The following is a 22,189-nucleotide window of genomic DNA, read 5'->3' as shown; positions in this document are numbered from 1 at the left end:
GGAAAGGAGATGTCGCGATTGTTTCTCACCAAATGGTTCCCGTCTAAAACACAAGAAGAACCGCCAAGTAGCCCGCATGATCTGTTGCACTCCGTGTTAGAAAAGGAAGAACTCAATGCGATATACCCTTTTGTCTGGAAAGAGAACAAAAACTTTATTGAAAGTGGTGGCAACTTTATTAAAGTATTGGCGGTCGTCTCCTATCCGAAGGAACAGAAAGGAAACTGGCTCTCTGATCTTAAGCGCTTAAAAGGTAATATCTCCTTCGTTCAGTATTTGGAACCGGCCAATGCCGAAGGAATGATTGATTACTACAATGACTCTATAAAAAATAAAGAAGCTGAACTCTTAAAAACACGGGACCCCGCTACTCGGATTAAGTTGCAATCTGAAATAAACAGTGCCAGATACCAGTTGAACCAGGTACTATCTAACCGGTCCAACTTTATGTATCTCTATACGTACATATTTCTTCAAGCCCTCTCTTTGGATGATCTAAAATCCTTAGAAGACAACGTGCAGCGTATATTGACCAAACTAAGAATGAAAGCCTTAAATCCCCATTACTGTACACCGATGGCCTTTTGGTCCGCTTTGCCGTTAGGGGATAACCAACTTAAAGAGTACACCTACCAAATGTGCAACAGTGAAACAGCGTCTTCCTTCTTTCCCTTTGATGACTCAGAAATCTGTTACCTTTCGCCAATGGCACAGGTAGAAGGCATAAACAAAACCACCAATTCCTTAGTCGCGATCGACTACCTTGATACACAGCGCACCTTAAACCAAAACATGGTGGTCATCGGTACCTCAGGGGTTGGGAAGTCCACTTTTATGGTCCAAAAAATACTGAGATGTTTTGCCATGGGGATTAAGATGTACATCATTGATCCTGAAAACGAGTATTCACGAATTGTGAAGCTCCTTGGAGGAGAAGTGGTGCATCTCAGTTCAAACAGCGGCACAAAAATTAACCCGTTGGAAATTTTCACAACTGAAATTACCGATACGGAAGAATTTCATGGCAATACGGATTTTGTTAAAGATTTGGTGAAGCAAAAAGTGCAGCGCCTCAAAGCCTTCTTTAAAGTATTAAAGCCTAATCTCTCTCAAGTCGAATCCAGCATTTTGGATAAAATGCTGACGCAGCTTTATGATCGATTCTCTATCCATGAAGAGCTTGATCTTAAGACCTTAACCTCAACATCCTTTCCCATACTCGAAGACTTTTATGAGGACTTAGGAGCACTCAAGACGACAGACCTTGAACGCTACGAAAAAATTCAAGACTTTTATTTCATCTTGGAGAGCTATGTTTATGGCTCCAACTCTCTTTTCAACGGACATACCAATGTCAACATCACCAACTCCTTGTTTTCTTTTGATTTAAAAGCGCTGCAAAATGAAGTCGATGTCCAGGCGGCATGTTACTTTAATATCTTTGGATTTCTATGGGATGAGGTGACCAAGAACCGTGAGGAGCTCATCTATGTGTTCATTGATGAATTTCATTTCTTATCCAAAAACCCAGACTCCATGAGATTCTTTTATCAGGCCTACAAACGGTTCAGAAAATACAATGCAGGAGCGATTGCCGGTACCCAGCAGATCATCGATGTGTTAGATACCGTCGATAACCTGGGAGCGGCTATGGTGGAAAATAGCCATACAAAAGTGCTGTTTGGACTGGACAATAAAGGGGTGGACGATGTCATTCATAAAATCAACCTCTCCTTCTCTGATGAGGAAATCTCCCTTTTGCGTGCCAAACGGCAGGGAGAAGCGTTACTCGTCTATGGTTCCCAGCGTGCCTTTATCAAGGTGGAACTCACACAGGAGGAACTTCGGTTATGGAATCGGGAGCGGTATTGGGAGAAATACGGAAAGGACCCCGACGAGATTCCGAATTATGAAGCCCGAAATGAAATGACACCAATCGAAAAAGAAGAAGTTCGTCATTTTGTGTTATGAGAGGAGGGACGAATCAATGAAGATTCAATTATTTGAACACGGAACCCTATTCATCTCAAAAGAAAAACATTACCGGCTGGAGATTGGAGAAGACAAGGTGGTGGGAGAACGAACGGAAGATTTAGAAGATCTAAAAGCACCCTCTCCCTACTTTTTTCAGCTCTCTGACATCAATAAAGAGAATGACCGCTTTTTGCTGAACTATGAAATAGAGGATGAATATCAGCCTCTTACCGTCGTCAAAAACTACTCGACGGTAATGCGACTTTCTCTTCTTTACACCTTGCTTGAAACCGATCCGCTAGGAACATTCTCAGAGAAGGTCCTCCTGCATCCAAGGAACATCTTCTTTAAAGATTTAAAAACCATTAAGTTTCTCTACAGAAGTAACCGTTGGCTGCCTTATGATCAAACGTCAGCCCTTGAACAATATAAAATTTTGATTCTTTCCCTGTTTTCTCGTTTTACCTATGAAAAATATAAACGAGATAAAGAAAAGGTATTGAAAAAAGAAAAAGAGGCATTCTTTTTTGAGGTTGCTAATGCGGCTTCTCTTGCAGAACTAAAAACGCTCTTGTTTAACCGACTAACAAAAGAAGAAACCGAACATTTCTTTCAAGTTGAACAGGAAAAATCCCGCCTGAGACAGCAAAAAAGGTTATGGACAGCTTTATGCGCAGCCGTATGTTTATCAGCGTTTGGAGGAAGTTTTCTCTTGCAGCAAAACACCGTGCATAAAGTGGAAACCGCGTACGCTAAGGACCTTAATAAAGAAAAACAAGAATCCAAGTTTTATAGACTGCTAAGTGAGGACAACTATGAAGGAGCGATTACCCATTTAAAGCAACACCATGGGTCCAAGAAACAGTTGGCTCAATTGTACTTTGATCACGGAGACTATCAACAAGCGATTGATACCAATCCCAAGCTATTAAAGGCCACAATTAAACGACTCTACCAGCGTCATAAAGAACAGGAGATCTTAAAGCTAAAGGCTGACAGTTCCTATTTGCAGCTAGAAAAAAAGATTGTGAGTTATGACTATGGTGTTCTTCTCTCTGAACAATCCTTTACTAAGGATAAGGATCAATTGCTACGAATAGGAAAAGCCTTTGTGGCACATGGAGACCTGTCCGATGCAAAAAACGTAAATCAACGGCTAAGAAACAAACAATTAGGAAACATCGTCCAACAAACGGAATTAAAGAACAAAATCACGGTTCTTGAAAAACAAATACAAGACATTAAAGACCAGAAAAAGGTCAAAGAGAACCTCAAAAAGAAACAACTGAAACCAAAAAACCTTGAACTTCAAGAACTAAAAGCACAGCTTCAGCAAGTAACCAAAGAACTGGGGTGAGAATGAATGGCAGCCGTAACGGTCACCGTCAAGTCTACGATATTTATTGTTCGTAACTGGAAGCCTATTCTCATCGGCAGTGTCTTTGCATTGATTCTTATGGCCGGGCTGTTATTTAGCGTAAACATCTCTCGGCAATCCGAAGATACTATCTCTTCCCCTTTTGGGAAAGCTAACGTTCCGCCTCAAATTGAAAAATGGAGACCCTTGGTCAGTGAATATACCTCAAAGTATGGCATTCCGGAGTACACCGACTTTCTCTTAGCCTTAATGTACCAGGAGATCGGAAGCTCTCCAACGCTGGATATTATGCAAAGCTCCGAGTCCATTGGACTCCCTCCTAACGCCATTCAGGATCCTGTTCAATCGGTCGATTTGGGCGTAAAGCATTTTAAATCGGTATTAGAAACCGGACAAAAGGCGGGCGTGGACTTTGCAGCCATTGTACAGTCCTATAATTATGGATCTGGTTATATAGGTTTTGTCGCCGCAAAGGGGAATAAGCATTCGGTTGAACTGGCCAAAGTCTTCTCCATCGATCAAACCAAAAAACACGGCTGGAGGTGTACGGATTGGCGTGCACCGTACTGTTATGGAGATTATACCTATGTTCAAAAAGTCATGAGGAATCTGATCGCAGCAGGAGGCGGGCCTGGCGGAGCGGATCTCTCACCGCTCGGAAAACAAGTCTACTCTGCCGTTTTAAAAGAAGCTCAGAAATACACCGGCTGGCCGTATGTCTGGGCAGGCGCTCACCCTTCCACCGGGTTTGATTGTTCAGGCCTCACACAATGGGCATTTAACAAGGCCGGGATTAAATTGCCAAGAACGGCACAGTTGCAGTATAACGCGTCTAAAAAAATCCCTCCGACGGAAGCAAAACCGGGTGATTTGATTTTCTTTACAGGGACCTATGATACCGATCAATACATTACTCATGTCGGCATCTACCTCGGCAACGGGAAGATGTTTGACTCCAACGGATCGGGCATCGGTCTTCATAATGCAGAAGCGTCCTACTGGAACCAACACTTAGCCGGGTTTGGCCGGATGGCTCATTAGTATCCCAGAAAGGAGAACTTCCATGACAAAATTCTTGGTTACGATACTTGGCATCTCCCTCCTGGCAAATGTATTGCTTGGCTTTATGTACGCAGGCCAAAGAACCATTGTCAGTGAAGCGAGTGAAATACACAAGCAATCGGAAGCCTCGGTAGCACAGTTGAAAAGTAAAGCGAAACAAAACGAAAAATCCTTAAACGATTATAAAGAGAACTCGGCGAAGTATGAGATGGAACATAGTGAAGATATCAAACGTTTTGTAAAAGATACGTTCACCACTCTCTTTACCTATGATAACAAAACATATACCTCGCGTTTTGACCAGGTAAAGAATCGATTAGCAGATTCTGTGATCTCAAAGTTACAGGCATCAGGGGAAATGGAAAGCCCGCAGATTGATTTTTCAAATACAGTCAGTTCGCTTGAAGTATACCTTACCGCTTTAGATACGGAGAAAGTCAAAGCATTGGTCAACATGGAGACCGCGTATTCAGTGAACGGAAGCAAGTTTCCTCGTAAAAATCAAATGTATGAAGTCACGGTAGTTCAAGAGAAGAATGTTTGGGTTATCGATAAACTGGAATTAATGGGAGCTTTCGAACCGATTGAAGAAAACTAAAGGGGTGAACCTTTCATGAAGAAGTTCAGAAACCGACTGATGGTATGGATTGTTTCACTGCTGATTTTACAGCTCATCGCCATTAACATCGCCGGGTTGCTGCCTTTTATCGCAGAACAAAAAAGCCAATTGTCTACAGAGGCTTTTCTAAATTTTATTTTGCAAAATATCCAACACCCCATCCTTCAATCTACACAAATGATCCAAGAAAAAAACCCTTTGTTTCTGCTCGGCAGCCCCAGTGCCATTATCCTATCTTTCTATATAGCCTTTATAAGCAACCGAAGGAAAACCCAATATGAGTTAGCCGATAAATACGGCGTGCATGGCTCCAGCCGGTTTGCCCTTCCTTCTGAAATATTCACGCACGGTGAAACCTTAGGTGTGGCCCCCCAACAACTCATGAAAGACTTAGAAGCGAGTATGATCGATCACAGAAAGGAGTGAAGCAGCAATGAAGACGGCTTATCAAAACCATAACGGATTGATCTTAGGCATGGTGAATCAGTCCATTCTCATACAACCCACCTCCTCCACCCTTCCGAATCGAAATCATTTTGTCTCCGGGGGACCTGGGTCATCCAAAACCCAAAGTTATGTGGTAACAAATGTCTTACACGAAAAAGAGTGCTCCATTGTCGTCACCGATCCAAAAGGTGAAGTCTATGAAATGACAGCCGCTGTAAAGCGGAACCAGGGCTATGAGGTACATGTCGTTAACTTTATGGAAATGAGTTATTCCGACCGCTACAATTCGTTTGATTATGTACGAGAGGAAATTCAAGCTTCCACGGTGGCGAACACCATCATTTCCTCCAAAAACGACCCGAAACGAAAGGACTTTTGGTATAACGCGCAGTTCAGCTTGTTAAAAGCGTTAATACTATATGCTGTTCATGAGTTGCCGCCTCACCAAAGAAACATGCGTGGGGTGCTGGACTTCTTGCAAGAATTTGATCCCGAAGAAAGTGAAGACAGTACAAGTGCTTTAGACGACCAGTTTTTAAAACTGGAAAAAGCGCATCCCGCTCGAAGAGCCTATGAACTGGGATTCAAAAAGTCACAAGAGAAAACCCGAGCAAACATCATTATTTCTTTGCTTACCACCATCGGAGATTTTACCTCGAGCTCGGTCTCGGAATTCTCCAGTTTCTCCGACTTCTTTTTAGGAGATGTAGGGAAACGAAAAATTGCCCTGTATGTCATTATTCCCGTGATGGATACCACCTGGGAAGGACTCATTAACCTCTTCTTTAATCAGATGTTTCAGGAGCTCTATAAGGTGGGAGCAAAACATAACACCTCCCTGCCTCAGCCGGTCGTCTTTATTCTCGATGAATTCGCAAACCTGGGTAAATTCCCGGACTATGAACGATTCCTGGCCACTTGCCGGGGGTATGGCATAGCGGTCTGTACCATCGTCCAAAACATTACCCAGCTTCAGGAAAAGTACGGGCGAGAACAAGCGGAGTCTATCTTAGGAAATTGCGGGATAAAGATATGTCTCGGAAACGTCAATGAAACCACCGCAAAGTACTTCTCTGAGCTAATGGGTAAAACTACGGCCAAGATGGAAACGGGCTCCTCTTCCAAATCGAGGGGTAAATCACCTAGCTCCTCCTCTTCTGAAAGTTATTCTTATTCGGCCCGTAACTTAATGAACGTTGATGAGATCTTGACGATGCATCCCAACGAGTCCATAGTCCTGATCACTGGAAAATATCCGATTAAAGCCCAGAAAACAAAACAGTTTGAGCTTTTCCCGAACGTCACCAACACTTTTCGAGTCAGTCAGTTTGCTTACCAGAACAATCCTACGAAAGAAGTGGTCCAATGGTTTGAAGGGCAAAAAAAGCAACATGAGGAATATAGAAGAAGTGAGGAGAGAGAAACAGAACGAGCCAAAGAGGAAGCAAGATTACAAGTGTCCAAAGCAAAGAAAGCTGAAATTGAAGCGCAAAGACAAGAAGAATTGGCTATGAGCTTCTTTGCAGGAATGTCCTCATCTGATACATCAGACCAAGAAGGGAGCTAAAAAAAATGAAAAACGTACAAATCATTTTATCATTCATCATCGTGATGATGCTTGTAGCTTGTAACGGAGGGCCAAATGGACAAAAGTTTGATCCTAAAGTAGAAAAGAAGAAAGCAACAGAAGCGGTTAACAGTGTTTTAACCTCGTTTAAAGATAAAGAGAAGTTGGCTACAGCAACTAATAGAGATGCTGCTAATCCCATTGCATGGAAAAAAATTCAAAACAAAAATAATAAAAATTTATCAGGAGATTTAAGTAAAGACGATCAAAATCGGTTACTGTATTTACTCACAATAAATAAAGCTGAAGATACGCCCAGTGGTGGTACAAAAGCAAACTTACTTTTTAGCCAAGATACTAAGGTCAAAGAGGTTAAACTAAACAGGGATGACGAGACATTTACATTTGACATTGAACGCAGCGGCTTTGATCACAAAGCAATCACAACGGAGAAGCAAGAAGACACATGGAAGATCGTACAGGTGAAAGATTCCGAATAGGGAGTGATTCTGTGTGTTTAACTTTAAGGAAAAAATCGTCGAAGCCATACAGGGCATGTTGGAAGATTTTATTGAATGGGCGCTATTACTTTGTAATGATCTATTGTTAAAGCAGAATGCAGAAATCGAATTTTTTAGTAAGGTCAATAACTTCATACTTGCCCTCACCTCAACGATAGCCGTGACCATTGTGTTATATAAAATCCTTGAGGTCATGTCCAGGAATGCCGCTGGAGATGCCATTTCCTACGGACCAGTCATTGTAAATACACTAAAAAGTGCGCTATTGATACCCGCCATGCCCTTTGTTCAAAAAATTCTTCTCGAAGAAGTAGCCTACAATACCGGAAACTGGATGATCTCTGCAGGGAAAAATATCAGCAAGGATAAAATAGAATCTATGTTGGATCCCGGAAACTTCGCAGCGCTGCACTTTCAGGGAGCTGCCCTTCTTATACTGTTAGCAGTGTTTGCAGTAGCATTTATCGGTTTCCTGTTCTCCGTAGCAATATTTCATGCCGATATCATGTTTCTATACTTACTTAGCCCCCTAGCCTGTGTATCAGTGATTGCCGATGACAATGAATATCTAGGGGTTTGGTGGCGAGAATTACTAAGCCAGATTGTTACGATACTGGCAAAGATTTTTTTGTTCATTGCTGCTCTTAGCATCTTAATTAATGAGAACATTACGTTCTTTAACTTCTTATTGCTAATGGGCTGCTGTATCCTTTTAATAAAGAGTCCGTCGGTGTTGCGAAACATGTGGTATTCAAGTGGCTCAGGCAGAGGTATGATGGGGGCCATGAGTGGCACCACAAAGCTTGCCGCACGAAGATTTTTGATGAAAGGATAAGATAGAAAGGCGACTCACAGACTCACATGTCGCCTTTTCTTTATTACTTTTATAAGAATTCACAAAAAGATGGTCAAGTTTTTGGTATCCTTTATCTGCACGATCGAATGAAAGTGACGAATATTAAGTATAGCTACCTGTTAAATTTTAGAGGTTGAAACGAGCTCAAACTGGTTATAAACATCCTTTATAGCAGCTTGAATGGCTTGGCTTGCTTTTCCACGATAATACTTTTGTATCCTTTCTATTAACTGATCAACACCTTCATCAAGACTATAGCCACGGAGCAATTGACGAATATATTCCCTCCCGTGCTCGGTTGCAAGTGTACAAGATGCATCGATGATGACCCCGTATTTAAAGTCGAGTTCCAATGTGATCGTTACTGAATCATATAAACTCCTTGCCGCCATGCCTTGAGGAAGTTTCGCATGCCCTGCTATAAAATATGTATTCATAGAACCGGTCCCTTCTTTTTTCACTGGATGTATACAATAAATTATAGCAGTTTAAGCGTTGTGCAGGTGATTTTACATTACCTTTCATACGATTAATGAACTGAAACTTCCCCGAAAGGCCAAGCAGGCAGCTTTTGACGAAGCGGCTTATCATTTCTATAGCCAAGGGCATATTCACCCTGCATGATTGTATGAATTTCTCTTGTCCCTTCATAAATGACGGGAGCTTTGGAATTTCTCAAGTAACGCTCAACAGGGTATTCATCAGAGTAACCATATGCACCATGGATTTGCACGGCATCATTTGCAGCGTCGAAAGCAGCATCACAAGCAAACCATTTGGCTAGAGAGGTTTCTCTTGTATTACGTTCCCCTCCGTTTTTCAACCAACCAGCTTTATAAACAAGGAGCCTGGAAATTTCAAGATTCGAGCTCATTTTTGCAATCATTTGCTGTACCAGTTGATGCTTGCCGATTTCCTTTCCAAATGTTTTCCTTTCATGGCAATATTTTAGACTGGCCTCCAAACTTGCGTTAATGAGTCCACAAGCACCAGCTGCTACCGTAAAACGTCCGTTGTCCAAAGCAGACATTGCAATTTTAAATCCTTCTCCTTCTTCCCCAAGCCTGTTGGAAATAGGAACTTTAACATCATTTAAAATGACTTCTCCGGTATTTCCGGCTCGAATGCCTAATTTTCCTTTAATTGCTTTTGTTTCTACTCCTTCAAATGTCCGTTCCACAATAAATGGAGTGATTCCTTGGTGCCCCATACTGGAATCTGTTTTGGCGAAAATAAGAAAATGGTCTGCGATGTCACAAAGAGAGATCCAAGTTTTAGCACCGTTTAATATATAATGATCTCCATTTCGAACAGCAGTAGAATTCATTGCTGCTACATCGGACCCTGCATTCGGTTCTGTGAGCCCAAATGCGCCAATTTTTCTTCCTTGGGCTTGAGGAACAAGATATTTTTGTTTTTGTTCTTCTGTTCCCCATTGCAATAAAGTCATACTATTCAACCCGGTGTGTACAGAAACAGCCGTCCTATATGCTGTATCTCCGCGCTCCAACTCATCACAAACAATGGCTAATGTATTATAATCCATTCCAACTCCGCCGTATTCCTCAGGTATACAGACACCCATAAGCTGTAAATCCGCTAATCTCTTTAATATAGATGGCTGGAACTCACCATTTTTATCCCACTCCCGAATATAGGGGATGATTTCCTTATCAACAAATTTCCTCACTACTTTCTGAACACTTCTTTGTTCCTCCGTCAGTTCAAAGTTCATCATATCAAGATTCCTCCTAAATGATTTTATTTAGTTTAAAATCCGCTATATCTTCTTTACTGTATCCCATCTGTAGCAGAACAGAGTCAGTATGCTCCCCATATAATGGGGGATATTTTCTCATAGTAACCGGTGTTTTTGATAGTTTTAAAGGAGAACCAGTTAACCTTAGATTCTCAATTGTAGGATGATCCATTTCTATCACCATATCCCGCTCCTTTACCTGGGGGTTCTCAAACATTTCTTTAATAGTGTTAATAGGACCGCTAGGAATCCCTTCTCTATCAAACTGTTCTTTCCATTCTTTTCTTGTCTTCATCATCAACAGCTCTTCGCATATGGTGATCAATTGTTTTTTATTGTGAATACGTGCTTCATTAGTTGAAAATTCCTTCATATTCGCTAAATCCGGCCGTTCCAATATTTTAGTGAATCTACGAAACTGATTGTCGTTACCAACCGCAACTACAAGTTCACCGTCCTTTGCAGGAAACACTTGATACGGCACAATATTTGGATGTTGATTTCCCATTCTCACAGGATCAACTCCGCTGCATAAATAATTACTTGCTACATTAATTAAAGAAGAGACCTGGCAATCCATTAAAGAAATATCAATTTCTTGTCCCTCACCAGTTCTTTCTCGATGGTACAAAGCTGTTAAGATCCCTATGCAGGTATATAAACCCGTTAACACATCTGCAATTGCAACTCCTACTTTGACTGGGCTGCCTTCCGTTTCACCAGTGATGCTCATTAGTCCGCTCATTGCCTGAATAATGTAATCATACCCAGGTAAATCCTTATAAGGGCCGTTTAAACCAAAACCTGTAATAGAGGCCATGATTAATTTAGGATTACTGGCTTTTAGTTGCTCGTAACCCAGATTCATCTTGTCTAACGTTCCTGTTTTGAAATTTTGTACCACCACATCTCCAGAAGATACTAGCTTAGTAAAAATTTCTTTTCCTTTTTCCGATTTTAAATTAAGTGTGATGCTTTGTTTATTTCTGTTTGCACATAAATAGTACGCACTCTCCCCGCTAGTAAACGGGGGACCCCATGACCTGGTTTCATCACCTGATTCATGGTGTTCAATTTTGATGATTTCGGCTCCCAAATCACCAAGAATCATCGTACAAAAAGGACCTGCTAATACACGGGATAAATCAATGATTTTAATGCCTTCCAGAGCCATTCCCATTAAATCACCTCTTTCTTGTCTTTTCGGTACATAAAAAGAGTCAGCAAAAACAAACAATGTCTATACATTGAAAGTTTTACTGACTCTTATCCAAGGCTTGTCTTCCTGCAAAAGAAGATCAAGTAAACAAAGTCAATTCTATGATTTTCAGTATAAAACAAACCGGCTATGCAGCAGGGCTTATTGCTGTCATCGGAATGCTATTAACATCATAGCTGAATTTTCAGAATATTTCAATCTGTTTAATTAAAAATTTGAAAAACTCAACTTATTATATAGAAAATTAAATAAAAGGCTAATAACGTACTGATACGTTTTTTTGTATTTAATTTCAATAACATATGGATCCTTATACTTGCATTTTAGTTTGCCTGATACCTACATTTAAAGCTGATATCATCCCCTCATAGGTGGCTTCTTCCATCGTACGGGGTGCCAGGCAATCCCCTATCAGTTCTACAAACGGGGCTATGCCTTTAACTTGCTCATATAGTTCTATATTGGGGACACGACCTAATGATAAGACAACATTATCCCAGTCTTCTATCTCTTCAGCATCATGCGAAAATAGATTTCGGATGATTACATGGTCGTTACGAATTCCCCCAAAATCAAAATGTGGCCGGAGATGTACGTTTAGTTGATACAGTTTCTTCAAATATTCATTTCGGAGATACTGATGAACCTCTTGCCCGATATGAAGCTTAGAGGTGATCAGTGTTACTTCATGACCTTTTTCTGCTAGGAATATAGCCGCTTCAATTGCCGGCCAGTCTCCACCAAAATCAAATACCAACACTCGAGGCCCAATCGCTTCAGGTTTCCCGCTAAAAAGATTGTCAACCAATATGACACGTGAATCATTGATACCTTCAACGTGCGGAAGGTAAGGTCTAGAACCTACAGCACAGATAATCGCTTCAGGTTTAAGCTCCGATAGATTCTCAGAGGTAACTCTTTGTCCCAACCGGATATCTACATTACTTGCTGATAACTTTCGTAAATAATTATCCAGCATAGTTTCCGCCAATTCCTGTCGCATGGGAGCTCGACGCATTATTCGCAATAGTCCGCCAATCTCTTTGCTTTGATCCATCAGAGTAACATCATGTCCCTGCGCATCGGCCGTGAGAGCAGCTTGCAGCCCTGCCGGTCCTGCTCCTATAACGATGACACGCTGTTTTGACCTTGAACGCTCGATAAGCGGAAGCAACTCCTCCTCTTTACCAGCGATCGGATTTTGTACGCATCCAATAGTAAGCCCTTTATGATAATGGCCGATACATGCTTGAAGACAACCTATACATGCGTCAATGGCTTGAACGTCCCCCCTCAAGGCCTTATTCGGCATATCGGGATCAACAATCAACGCCCGAGTCATCCCTATGACATCGGCTTTTCCGGTTGCCACAATTTTCTCCGCTTCCACAGGGTCAATAATACGCGATCCAATGAAGACAGGAACTGCACCTGCCATTCGAATTTTAAACCCATGGGAGGACAGATAGGCATGCTTTACAGGGGATGGTGGTGCAATATGAGTGGAACCTGAATACGTGCTTGAGTCACCGGCTGTAACATTGATGAAGTCAAGTCGAACCCGATCCACCAAATATTCCACAATCTTTACAGCATCTGCTATTGTCGTTCCGTCCATGGTCATCTCGTCGGAGCTCATCCGGATTCCCACCGTGTAATCTTCACCAACTGCCAGCCACACACGTTCCACTACTTCAAGAATAAAGCGCATACGATTCTCAAAAGGTCCGCCATAATGGTCCGTTCGATGATTGGTATGACTAGACCAAAATTGTGATGGCAGGTAGCCGTGGGAACAGCAAATCTCCACCCCATCAAGCCCAGCTTCTTTAGCTAATTTAGCTGATATTGCAAACCCTTTAATGACTTCCTCGATTTCCTCAAGGCTCATGGGCTTGGGCATAGCCCCAAAACGCAAACTAGGTTCAGCTGAAGGAGCCCATGCAGCATTACGGTAATCGCTCGATATCACTTCTCTTCCCCCGTGAAACAACTGGGCGAAAACTTTTGATCCGTATGGTTGTACTCGTTCAGCAATTTTGGAATATGCAGGAACTACGTGTGGATCGTAACCCGCAATTGTTTTAGTGGTCAGCATGCCTGACGTGTGCACAGCAGCTGCCTCAAGAATGATAAGACCGGCTCCGCCTTTAGCGCGTGCTTCATGGTAGGCTCCCATTTCCGAAGTCGGGATGCCATTTTTCACATGATTCGTTTGGTGAGCTGTAGTCATAATTCTGTTTTTAAGTTCTAAATTGCCAATTTCAACACGACTAAATAGGTTCTTGAAATTTGTCATCACAAATTCCTCCTTCGTGTGTAACCACGGATAGAAATTAAATCCCTAACAAATATTTGACTTTGATGCAGCAAACAAAAACAAAGTAACTAATGAATAAAAAAGGAAGTAGGCTGTGATCCCACTCCCTCAATCTTTTTTGATATTCAATTTTCTACCAGTAAATCCCTTGGCTATTGTTTATTACGTGCTTCTGTACGTTTTGCTCTAGTTGCCGCCTGATCGAGTTTAAGATCGGCAGTAAGCACCACACCGTATAGATTGCTTGCTTGAGCCTTTGAAACGATTTCTTCACGAACATCTTGGGCCACAAGTTCAGGGTCACGGCTTAGGGGATCGCCCCAGCCGCCACCACCGGTGCTTTCGAAGACAAACGATTCGCCAGGCTGAAATTGAATGCCCCCTAGCATTTGTGGATGCCATGTCCCGTCATCTGCTAATCCACCAATCGTTTCTAACTCACCTTCGCGAGTTTTCCGCAGCTGTCTTTGCTGTGCTGAGTGTAGTCCCCCGTTAACTCCTGGCGAGCCTTTGCGGGTTCGGGAGCACTCCATCCAGATCATCTCGCCGCGTCCAAGGAACTCTACTTCAACATGTACGCCTACACCACCACGATAGCGTCCGGCCCCGGCTGAGTCAGTCCGCATTTCAAACGAATTGTATCGTATAGGAAATAGGAGTTCAGCTATCTCAGCAGGGAGATTCTGACAGTTTCCCAGAGGGTCCATTGTGACATGCATTCCGTCGTGAGTGGGTGTTCCACCCCATCCCCCGGCAGGCAAATCAGTAAAGATATGCAAATCACCTGTCGCCGGATCAGTGGCACTTGCCACATACCAGTTCGCATCAGAACAAGTTGGAGCCACAATGCGTTCAGGAATCGCCTTGGCCAGTGCCATCCAGATGGCTGCGGTGATCTTTGAAGAGGCTACGGTTGTGCATCCAAGTGTCGGCGATGGCCAGTGGGGATTGAGCCAGGTATTCTCAGGAATAGTCAAATCGATCTGTCTGTACATCCCTGCATTTGCTGGTGCCTCGGGATTGAGAAAGAACTTTAAAGAATAGTAGACCGCCGAGGCCGTGTTAGCGTAAGGAGAGTTAATTGGACCAATTGCGATGGGATCACTTCCTGTAAAATCAACCCCGATCCGATCTCCAGCAACAGTGATTTTGACACGTAGTTGGACAGGATTATCGGTGAATCCATCGCTGTCGATATAATCGCTCGCCTCGTACTCACCATCGGGAATTCGGTTAATTGCTTCTTTGGTCATCTCCTGAGTGTAGTCGAGAACTTCTCGCATCCCTTGCCTTAAAACATCCGTTCCGTACTTGTCTGCGAGTCGCATAAATTCATCGCGGGCGGCCCGCAGAGCACCTAGTTGCGCCTGGATGTCACCCTCAATGTACTGAGGTGTCCGTGTGCTATTCTTGATAATTTCAATAAGTTCTGTATTAGGTTTGCCTCCCTTGTAGAGCATCAACGGAGGCAGACGTAGACCTTCCCCGGCAATGTGGGTGTCAAAACCACCACCGACATCAGTCCAGTGGGCTCGGCTGACTGCAAAGCCAAGCAAAATGCCGTCATAGAACACAGGCATAGTCATGGTGACATCAGGAGTATGAGTGCCTCCATCATAAGGATCGTTCAGGATGATGACATCATCGGGACCTAGCTCTTCTATTGGATATCGTTTGAGTGAGGCACGTGCACTAAAGTGCATGGCGGCAATATGAACCGGACAGTTAGCTGTCTGACCAATTAAATTGACGTCCGGGTCAAAAATAGCGTTGGAGTAATCCACCATGTCATAAATAATTGGCGAGAATGATGCTTTTTGCAACACCAGGCTCATTCGTTCACAGGTGTATTCAAACGATCGCCGCAGAACTTCAAAGGTAATGGGATCTAGCTGACGCTTTACGGTGTCTGTTTTGATAGTGGTCATCGTACACCCTCCTCTGTAGTAACAAGGATTTTGCCATACTGGTCTACTTTCTCGTCGTTAGTGATAATAATGTTGCCAAACTTGTCGATCTTAGCCAATGCATGATGTGGAAGTACGATTTCACTGTCAGGCTGTTCAATAATGGCTGGTCCTTGAATTAGCTGGCCACTACTAAGATGGGCTGGATCGTAAACTTCCACCATATAGTACTGTCCTCCAAAGTAGACCTTGCGTTGTTCTTTGACTTCGTCACCTTTTTGGTTGTTCGTCCCCAATGATGCTTCGAGATCACTGGCCGCTGGTTTGGCTATTTGTCCATATCCCGTAACTCGTAAGGTGACAAAAGCAACGGGGAAGGATTCTGAAGAGACTCCATATTCACGCTTGTGTTCCCTGTGGAAGGCATCAACTACATCGGCCACTATAGCCTCATCAATATCGCCGCTTGGAACAGGTGTAGTCACTTCATAGGATTGTCCAATATAGCGCATCAGGGCGTTACGCTCAAACGTCATCTGCTCAGATTTAATTCCGTCATTCTCGAGCAATTCGTTACACTCCTGTTCGAGCTTGTTGAAGGCAAGTGTCAATTTACTCGAATCAAGACCTGCGGCCGGCGCATAAAAGGTCGCTTCAAGGTCGTGGCGTACCTCCATTGTTGTGGCCCCAAAGGCGCACGCAACTCCAGCAAACGGGGGTACCAGGATACGATTAATACCTGCTGCACGAGCAATATTAAAGGCATGTAGCCCGCCGGCGCCTCCAAAGGCAACAAGCGTCTGATCACGTGGATCACGACCGCGATCGGTCGAAACCATACGAATTGCACCTGCCATATTCTCACAGACAATCTCAAGGATGCCTTCAGCGCAATCGAGAACGGATAGACCCAGTGGCTCTGCAATGCTATTTATCGCGGTCACAGCTGCATCGTAATCAAGCTGGAATTTGCCGCTCAACGTTTGGTTTAAGCGCCCAAGCACAAGATTTGCATCTGTCACTGTTGGGCGGGTGCCACCGCGACCATAGCAGGCTGGCCCAGGATCGGCTCCGGCACTTTGTGGACCAACGCGTAACGATCCGCCCTGATCAATCCATGCAATAGAGCCACCACCCGCACCAATACTGCGGATATCAAGCATGGGAGTGATTATCGGCATCTCCCACTCAAGTTCATATTCGTCTGTTACCAGACCGCGGCCATTCTCCATGAGACATGCCTCAAAACTGGTGCCTCCAACGTCAGTAACAATCATGTTCTGCGTGTTAAGTAAAGTACTCAGAAAGCCTCCTGCTGCAACTCCTCCAGCGGGTCCCGACCCAATCAGTTCCTCTGGACGTTCTTTGGCAGTAGAACTTCGCATCATCCCACCATTGCTCTTGACTATGAAAAGCGGGGCGGTTGAGCCAGCTTCAGCCAGGCGTGCTTCTAATCTAGTAAAGTAGTCGCTCACAACAGGGAACAATGAAGCGCGTATCGCGGTCGTGACAAAGCGACCCAGTTCGCGAATCTTAGGGCGTGTTTCAGAGGACAGAGCAACACGTGCGTCTGGAATCACTTCCAGTATGATATCGCGCATCTCTTGCTCATGCCGACCATTTACATAGGAGTTAATAAACGCGATAGCTACGTTCTTGATGCCAAGTTTAGCAATATTTTCAGCTACTCGGCGTGCTTCGTCCCGACCAAGAGGTTTTACAGTCGTCCCGTCCGCTCCTAGCTTTTCGCTAACAGTGAAACGACGGCTGCGGCTAATCAGCGGCTGAGATTTAACTTGATACGGATCGTAGAGGTGACGGCGACGCTGGCGTCCTATTTCGAGTGTGTCTCGGAAACCTGCAGTCGTCACTAACGCAGGTTCAGGATACTTGCGTTCGATTAAGGCGTTTGTTCCGATGGTCGTTCCATGAATAATCGTTCCAATTTCAGAAGGCTTAATCCCTGCTTCTGAAAGCGCATTCATAAATCCGATTACAGGATCATTTGGCGTCGAAAGTACCTTTGCTGTGCGTACACGATCAGATTCTGCTGCTTCTTCATCCCAGGCAAAAAGATCAGTAAAGGTTCCACCAACATCAATTCCCACTCGTAACATATGTCTTCCTCCTTCTTCATTGGTTCCTGTTTCGGCTTACAACCCTACGATGATGTCAAACTTTGGAAATCATCGCGTTATAGTACATGCATAAGTTGGTTGTTTCTTCCGAAGGAACTAAACTACTCTACTCCACAACAGCTTCAATAGGTATCTTCCTATTAAACGTTATCTTCCAACCCTCCTCACTCGTTCAAGAGTCATGACGATTTACTAGCAATTTACGATTTATTTAGTATAATCGTAATAATCGGTATATTCAGTATATTGTTAATCTTATCTTGGTTGCAATACGTCTATATGAACAAACTTTATGATTGATTTCATACGATGGGATGAATGCTTATGACAATTACTGTTCGTCAACTGGTAAATAATCCGCATTTGAAGACAAAAGTTCTCGCTGGTTCTAACGGTCTTGAACGCGAGATCACTTGGGCACACGTATGTGAATTACAAGACCCTACCCCATGGCTCAATGGTGGCGAATTAATCATGACCACCGGTCTGGCTATTCCGCGAATTGCACAGAAGCAGGAGGAATACTTGCAATGTCTCATAGGTGCAGGAGTTAGTGGAATAGCAATTGCGGAAGGAATGTACGCTCCTGAGTCTACCAATCGTTTACTGTCTGAAGCTGACCGAAACGCATTCCCCGTTTTGTTGACAGCTTATGAGATCCCTTGGCTTGCCATTACACGTACTGTGGCTGATGCGAATACACACGAAGAACACGCGAGAGTGGTACAAACACTGCGCATATACGAAATTGCCCGTCAGGCCATTCAGGATCATTCTCCTACTCAAATACTCAATATGCTGGGCGAGATTATTAACTGTACGCTACATGTTGTCCACCCGATCAACAAAAAACCACTATTCTATCATTCCAAGCTGCCCAACAATATTAAGGAAATATTCGAAAAAATATCTCCCGGCGATAAACTTCATTCACCTGCTGTACACCGTATCGAACGAAGTGGAATAACCATCATACAAGTGTCTGTTCCTGCATCCCGGCCGGCTACCCTACTCGCGATTAGTAATTCAACAATTATCCCTCATAATCTCATACTAGCTCATATCGCCACGATCGTTGGTATGATAATTGAAAAAAATACGGCTATGCATGAACGCCAGCGACGGTTAGGTGCTGAGATAATGTCAGGTTTGATTGATGGACGACTTACAACCGATGCAGCCTATCTTTTACTGGCTGAGCATGAACTCGGAGAAGAACCACGGTGTATCGTTGCCTGCGCTGCTGGAGATCAACCTTTTGAACATACATGGTTACATCTCCAGTTGTATGCACGAGGCATCCCTCATCTTTTAACCCGTCGGGGAAATCTTCTTCTAGTTATGCTTTCTGCAAGCAGTAACGTACTTTCTAGTTTGCAGGCTGAATTGCCAGCAAACGTACGCTTAGGCATAAGTAACACACTGGGGCGCCCTACTCGTACACCAGAAGCGTATCAAGAGGCTTTATGGGCATTGCGTGAAGCTGAGACTCATGAAAAAACTATTGTTTACTATAGCGAAGAGTCACCCGTGTCGCCCTTCATGCCCCGAAGTAGAAGTGAAGCTCAAGAACAAGTAAAGCAGGTTATTCGTGACTTGTTAGCATATGACATCAAACATAACAGTGAGTTCACAATGACACTATATGTTTATTTGTGTGAGAATCGTTCTTGGCAGAGTGCCGCAAAAAAATTACATATCCATAAACAGACATTGGTCTACCGAATTAACAGAATTGAACAAATGACAGGCCGTCGCCTTAATGTCACCAATGATGTTGCCGAACTTTGGTTCTCTTTACAAGCCGCAAGGATGCTGGGTTTACTGCCAGACCTATCAAAGATCGGGATTCTGTAGAAAATATTCTAGTTGAAAAAAATAATCCCTTATTTATAAGTAAAGGTTTCAGATTGTGCAGCTGTAGTGCCTGGTCAGCAGATGTATTTTAGAGATCATGGTCGAAGAAGGCAATTAATGATTAACAAACAATTGGATGAACATACGGAAAACAACAATCCTTTAATGCCAGAATGGATTGTTGTTTTTCAAATGAGTTTACACCTTTTGCTAAAAAGGCAGGCCAATAGTAAAAGATGAAAGTAATGATAATAATCGCAACGCCGAACACCATCATGTAGCCTGGGTATCTGGATGTTATTTTCATCTCTTTAACTTCATCAACTTCTATCGGCCGTTAAAATGGATGGAAACTTATCATAACAGGTTTGATTTCGTCTTAAGAAAAACGAGCCTTGAATTCATTCACCCGGCATACCTAGACGAATTATTGCTGGTCGGCTGCAGTGTCGTTAAGTTGGGGAAAAGCAGCTTTAACTCCAGTTTTTCCATCCTTCGGGAAGGGGAAAATGATGCACCACTTTTAGAAGCGCAAACCACCTATATAAATATCGACCAAAACGGAAAACCTCGTTCTATACCTGAGGATGTCCGTAGCAGGATTATACAGTTTGAGAAAAATCTTGACCTTGGGGCAAAGGTGTCTTCATCGAATCCATTTTCAAAGGGGTGTGATATGAGATAATAGTTTTCAGCATGTTATATGAGATAATAGTTTTCAGCATGTTATATGAGATTCACAAACTACTCATTTGTTCAATAAAAAGAGAAAACGCATCTCTAGTAAACAGGATGGTAGCTTTCAGAACCATTTACTGTAAAAATTAAAGAACCGATTCCCTTGTATCTTAAAGAGAATCAGTTTTGTTTTAAAAAACAATACAGAGTAATAACCTCAATTTCTACTGAGTAAGTCGCAGAATTGGAAATCATGTAATTCTACATCAGAAATATGGTATAAGTAGAAGCACCATACCGAACGGTGGAACTTTCACATTCTTGCAAATCTGTTTACATCCATTTCCTTGTAAACAGCAACGTAATGGACTACATTTACATATACGTCTTTGTTAATAACGCAATGTGTTTTGTCCTTATACATCAATCGATTTTCCTTTACTCAGCGATTTTTCATATTGAAGAAAATTCAGAACTCCTTGTTTGGCTTCTTCATAATTAGGAAAAGAAGCGTTTTCGATGCTTTTCCCTCTTTTTGAAAGCAACCTCCATTTGTCCCCTTCCTTTTGAATAGCCAACCCCGAAAATTCTTTTTCTTTAACCGTAACTTTCCCAATAGGTTCTTTCGTAATATGTGCTAATAAAGCTTGAGAAAACTGTGTATCTTCAAACTCCACATCTTTTACCCTAGCTTCATGTAAATAGATACCGGGCAGCTCTCTGTTTGATATGTATTTTGGAGACAGATCCGTATCCAAAAACCGCGTGTGATCCAATAACGTACGGCTTAAGTTAGTTCGAGTCAGTTCGCAGTCCTGAAAGTTTACATGGATTAGATTCGATCCATCTAAATTTACGACTTTAAACTGGCAGGAATCAAACTCGGTATCTGTAAAATCTTTTTGACTTAAATCCATTTCTTTAAATACACATCGATAAAAAACGGCTTGATTAAGATGAGGGCTTGTTACTTCACAGCCTGACAGATCAAATCCATTTAATATCAGCTGTTTTCCTTCTCTTCCGCTTGATCCAAGCCAGATCTCATGTTCAGTTAAACGATTGTTTAATACTTCCTGCGTCAGGTTAGAGACATTTTGAAAATCATTCTGCGGATGCAGATCTATATGAAAGGAATTAAGGTTGCTAAAGGCTAGAGATAGCTCTCTTTGAAGTCTGGTGTATCTGGAGTCAATGTGAAGAACGTCTTGGGTGGTCTGTACTTCCTGGAGTTTTCGTAACAATACTTCTTTATCATCACTAGTTGCAATGGTGGCTTTGTAATTAACAGTTTGCTTGATTTTAGGATCATAGGTTTCAAAGGTTAAAGACACATGATGCACCGGAATGCCCAGCTTAGAGGGATGAAAATAGACGCCGGTCACCTGGCAGTCCAGGTCTTTAACATCTTCGTATTCAACGCCCTGATTTTGAAGGAATCCGAGCTTCTCAGCAATTACAAGCTCCTTAAAATGCTTCATGATTTGGGGATGATTAGGATTTTCCTGGTCCATAGGTTCCTTGAAACGGCGGTTTTGGTGGATTTGTTCATATTTCTGAATGATTTCAATACGTGTTTCTAAAGGGAGTCGGCCGATTACACCACCTTGCAGTTGCTGCTGGTCAATGAGAGGAAACCGGTCACACTTCACGACCCCTTTAATCCCTGTTTGAGAAGTGAAAACCGCTGGAATTTCGACTTCAAAAGGCCGAAGGGGCATACTTCCTGCTCGGCCGCTTAATGTACCAAGTTGGGTAGCTGGAGCGAGAGTGACCTCATCCCCTATTTTTGACAGAAACATCGCATATCGGGACTTGCCCCGGCTTGGGTCATCTTGAAAGGGGTAGTTGCGGACACGAATGATGTCACCACTATAGAGATGCATG

Annotated in this window: 17 protein-coding genes; 10 read left to right on the top strand and 7 right to left on the bottom strand. The window is 42.9% G+C overall.

Features of this window, described 5'->3' with window-relative positions; genetic code table 11:
• Positions 1-9 precede the first annotated feature (9 nt).
• From P4361_RS18300 to P4361_RS18265, 8 genes are read left to right on the top strand one after another with little or no spacing between them, the layout of a single operon-like run.
• Complete coding sequence (locus P4361_RS18300; protein ID WP_328090398.1) at positions 10-1,971, top strand: VirB4 family type IV secretion system protein; 1,962 nt, start codon at positions 10-12, stop codon at positions 1,969-1,971.
• Between the two features lie 16 nt (positions 1,972-1,987).
• Positions 1,988-3,331, top strand: a complete 1,344-nt coding sequence (locus P4361_RS18295) for a type VII secretion protein EssB/YukC (protein ID WP_328090397.1) — start codon at positions 1,988-1,990, stop codon at positions 3,329-3,331.
• A 6-nt stretch (positions 3,332-3,337) separates the two neighbouring features.
• Positions 3,338-4,393, top strand: coding sequence for a lysozyme family protein (locus P4361_RS18290; RefSeq protein ID WP_328090396.1), 1,056 nt, complete (start codon positions 3,338-3,340; stop codon positions 4,391-4,393).
• Positions 4,394-4,415: 22 nt separating this feature from the next.
• A complete protein-coding gene (locus P4361_RS18285; RefSeq protein ID WP_328090395.1) occupies positions 4,416-5,012 on the top strand; it encodes a hypothetical protein in 597 nt (198 codons plus the stop codon).
• Between the two features lie 15 nt (positions 5,013-5,027).
• A complete protein-coding gene (locus tag P4361_RS18280; RefSeq protein ID WP_328090394.1) occupies positions 5,028-5,459 on the top strand; it encodes a hypothetical protein in 432 nt (143 codons plus the stop codon).
• A 7-nt stretch (positions 5,460-5,466) separates the two neighbouring features.
• Positions 5,467-7,047, top strand: coding sequence for a VirD4-like conjugal transfer protein, CD1115 family (locus tag P4361_RS18275; protein ID WP_328090393.1), 1,581 nt, complete (start codon positions 5,467-5,469; stop codon positions 7,045-7,047).
• A gap of 5 nt (positions 7,048-7,052) precedes the next feature.
• Positions 7,053-7,547 carry a hypothetical protein gene (locus tag P4361_RS18270; RefSeq protein WP_328090392.1) on the top strand — a complete coding sequence of 165 codons (495 nt, stop codon included), beginning with the start codon at positions 7,053-7,055 and terminating at the stop codon, positions 7,545-7,547.
• 13 nt (positions 7,548-7,560) lie between these two features.
• On the top strand, positions 7,561-8,403 hold the full coding sequence (locus P4361_RS18265; protein ID WP_328090391.1) for a conjugal transfer protein TrbL family protein: 843 nt from the start codon (positions 7,561-7,563) through the stop codon (positions 8,401-8,403).
• Between the two features lie 140 nt (positions 8,404-8,543).
• On the opposite strand, the gene P4361_RS18260 is transcribed toward P4361_RS18265, so the two are convergent.
• The 6 genes from P4361_RS18260 to P4361_RS18235 form a co-directional block, all read right to left on the bottom strand.
• The gene (locus P4361_RS18260; protein WP_328090390.1) at positions 8,544-8,861 is read right to left on the bottom strand and encodes a DUF3870 domain-containing protein; all 318 of its coding nucleotides are present in this window, start codon (positions 8,859-8,861) and stop codon (positions 8,544-8,546) included.
• A 92-nt stretch (positions 8,862-8,953) separates the two neighbouring features.
• Positions 8,954-10,159 carry an acyl-CoA dehydrogenase family protein gene (locus tag P4361_RS18255; protein WP_328090524.1) on the bottom strand — a complete coding sequence of 402 codons (1,206 nt, stop codon included), beginning with the start codon at positions 10,157-10,159 and terminating at the stop codon, positions 8,954-8,956.
• Between the two features lie 16 nt (positions 10,160-10,175).
• Entirely contained in the window at positions 10,176-11,363 is a 1,188-nt protein-coding gene (locus P4361_RS18250) for a CoA transferase (protein WP_328090389.1), read from the bottom strand.
• A 349-nt stretch (positions 11,364-11,712) separates the two neighbouring features.
• Positions 11,713-13,701: an FAD-dependent oxidoreductase gene (locus tag P4361_RS18245; RefSeq protein ID WP_328090388.1), complete on the bottom strand. Its 1,989-nt coding sequence runs from the start codon at positions 13,699-13,701 to the stop codon at positions 11,713-11,715.
• Positions 13,702-13,874: 173 nt separating this feature from the next.
• Entirely contained in the window at positions 13,875-15,650 is a 1,776-nt protein-coding gene (locus tag P4361_RS18240; protein WP_328090387.1) for a hydantoinase B/oxoprolinase family protein, read from the bottom strand.
• On the bottom strand, positions 15,647-17,746 hold the full coding sequence (locus tag P4361_RS18235; protein WP_328090386.1) for a hydantoinase/oxoprolinase family protein: 2,100 nt from the start codon (positions 17,744-17,746) through the stop codon (positions 15,647-15,649). The genes P4361_RS18240 and P4361_RS18235 overlap by 4 nt, the downstream gene beginning before the upstream one ends.
• Positions 17,747-18,091: 345 nt before the next feature.
• On the opposite strand from P4361_RS18235, the gene P4361_RS18230 reads away from it, so the two are divergent.
• Positions 18,092-19,624, top strand: coding sequence for a PucR family transcriptional regulator (locus P4361_RS18230; protein WP_328090385.1), 1,533 nt, complete (start codon positions 18,092-18,094; stop codon positions 19,622-19,624).
• Positions 19,625-19,970: 346 nt separating this feature from the next.
• Positions 19,971-20,309, top strand: coding sequence for an acyl-CoA thioesterase (locus tag P4361_RS18225; protein WP_328090384.1), 339 nt, complete (start codon positions 19,971-19,973; stop codon positions 20,307-20,309).
• A 409-nt stretch (positions 20,310-20,718) separates the two neighbouring features.
• Here P4361_RS18225 and P4361_RS18220 read toward each other — a convergent pair whose 3' ends face one another.
• On the bottom strand, positions 20,719-22,188 hold the full coding sequence (locus tag P4361_RS18220) for a pentapeptide repeat-containing protein (protein WP_328090382.1): 1,470 nt from the start codon (positions 22,186-22,188) through the stop codon (positions 20,719-20,721).
• Between the last annotated feature and the right edge of the window lies 1 nt (position 22,189).

The sequence above is a fragment of the Fictibacillus sp. B-59209 genome, from assembly GCF_036216745.1.
In the GTDB taxonomy this organism is placed as follows: Bacteria; Bacillota; Bacilli; order Bacillales; family Fictibacillaceae; genus Fictibacillus_C; species Fictibacillus_C marinisediminis.
The sequence above is the reverse complement of the archived record's forward strand: the minus strand, read 5'-3'. Positions and strand labels throughout refer to the sequence as shown.